This is a genomic window from Nostoc sp. UHCC 0252 (assembly GCF_034931145.1).
Lineage (GTDB): Bacteria > Cyanobacteriota > Cyanobacteriia > Cyanobacteriales > Nostocaceae > Nostoc.
This window is the reverse complement of sequence record NZ_JAYGHE010000183.1, coordinates 1-2058: the sequence shown is the minus strand read 5'-3', so window position 1 is coordinate 2058 and position 2058 is coordinate 1. Positions and strand designations below refer to the sequence as shown.

Annotated in this window: 1 protein-coding gene; it reads right to left on the bottom strand. The window is 41.2% G+C overall.

The window, feature by feature from the left end:
- Positions 1 to 171: 171 nt before the first annotated feature.
- Positions 172 to 2058: TonB-dependent siderophore receptor (locus VB732_RS35890; protein WP_323235549.1), on the bottom strand; the 1887-nt coding region annotated here is incomplete at its 5' end.

Here is a 2058-nt window from a genome sequence, read left to right as displayed (position 1 = left end):
TCTAAAGATTTGTCTTCTTGCACTTCCTTGGCTGTCGCAGGAGTGTTTATAAAAACAACAACTGCACCTGTCAACAGCAGGGTTTGAAACAACTTATCTAACTTCATTTATTTGCTTGTACTCAATTATACTACTTTGTCGTACCTGAAAAATATCAAAAGTTGAAAATATTTAAAACTCCCAAGAAACTGTGCCTGATATAGTGAATGGATCGCCCCGCAGAACAAAATCTCTACCGGATACAGATACAAAATAATCTGTATCTAACAAGTTTTTCACGTTCAATGAGACCCGCATCCTATCTTTTCGGTAAAAAACTGTTGCATCGGTGCGTAAATAACTAGGCACTTCAAAGGAATTTTCTAAATCTCCCGCGCGATCGCCAATATAAAATAACCCTAAGCCAAACCCTAGTCCTTGGAGATCCCCAGATTGGATTTCGTAAGTTGTCCAAAGATTAAAGCTATGTTTAGGGCTATTAGTCAAACGATTGCCATCTGCAAACTGATTATCTTCAAGAATTCGTGCATCTGTGTAGGCGTAGCCTGCAAAGATATTCAACCCAGGTAAGATTTCCCCAGAAATATCTAATTCAATTCCTCGACTCCGTTGTTTACCTGTTTGAATCTGAAAACGGGACTCCGGGTCGGGATCTTCTGTCAATAGATTGGAGCGTGTTAAATCATAGAAAGCTAGGGTTGCTGCAAGTCGGCTATTCAACTCTGCTTTAACACCAACTTCATACTGAGTACCTCGTTCTGGTTCAAATAGACTATTATCTTCAGCCCTTCCTTGAGTGGGGTTAAATGATTGACTATAACTGGTGTACAGCGAAATGGCTGGAATGGGTTGATAGACAATTCCTACACGAGGTGTAAAGGCATCGCCCCCTTGAGTATCCTGTGTATCTTCTAGGAAATTCTCATTCTTTTGCGTGAACAAATCGAATCTACCACCGAGCAAAAGCTTTAGGTTGTTAGCGATCGCAATTTGATCTTGAATATAGATGCCCAATGAGTCTGTTATCCGAGAACTATCATCGTATACCGTATCAATTCGACTGACAATTGGCTGACGATAAACAGGATTGTAGATATCAAGTGGAGCAAGCTCCGCTAAATCAATTCCGAAATTGTTAAACTCATCAAATCGGCTCAAATTGATACCAAACAACAACTGATGTTCAATTGAGCCAGTTGAAAAGCGTCCAGATATATCTGTTGTGAGGTTATAAATATTAGCATCACTCTTGGAAGTATAACTAATCCGATTTGCATTTCGACCTTCATCATCAAGACCAAGAAAATACGTTTGATCGTTATCACTATAATGATCAAAAGTGACGCGAAAATCGTTTCGCAATAACCAGTTTTCGCTAAATCGATGCTCTAATCGATACCCTAGCCTTGTGGTTTCGATTTCAGAATAACCGTCTGGTTCATACAAGGTGCGATCGCGCCCAATCCGACGACCATCGGGGCCAGGTAGCACAGTACCAACTGCTGGTAGGACAACAACTGACCTAGAATCAATAGTCTTATTGGAGTACTCAGCCTCGAATGTCACGGTTGTATTTTCGCTGAGTGCCACACTGATTGCAGGTGCAGCAAAAAATGAGCGATTACCAATAAAATCAATATAACTACCAGAATCTTGATAGGCAAGATTTAGACGATACAGTACCGTCTTAGAATCATTCAAAGGCCCAGAGAAGTCAATCGCACCTCGATATAAATCATAATTCCCAATTGTGGTTTCTATCTGATAAAAGGGGTCACGAAGAGGCTGTTTTGTGACGATGTTTACTGTGCCGCCGGGGTTTCCTAAACCATACAGCACTGAAGCTGGCCCTTTGAGAACTTCTACCCTCTCAACATTGTATAAGTCTCTAGTTTCAGTAAGTGTGCTATCAGGTAGCCCGTTATTCAGGACGTTACCACTAAAAATCTCGAAGCCTCGAATTACAAAAGAATCCGCTCTATCACCAGATCCTCTGGTTGCGTTAACACCGCTCACGTTTCTTAATGCATCACCTAAGCGAGTGGCTCGTTGTTCTCG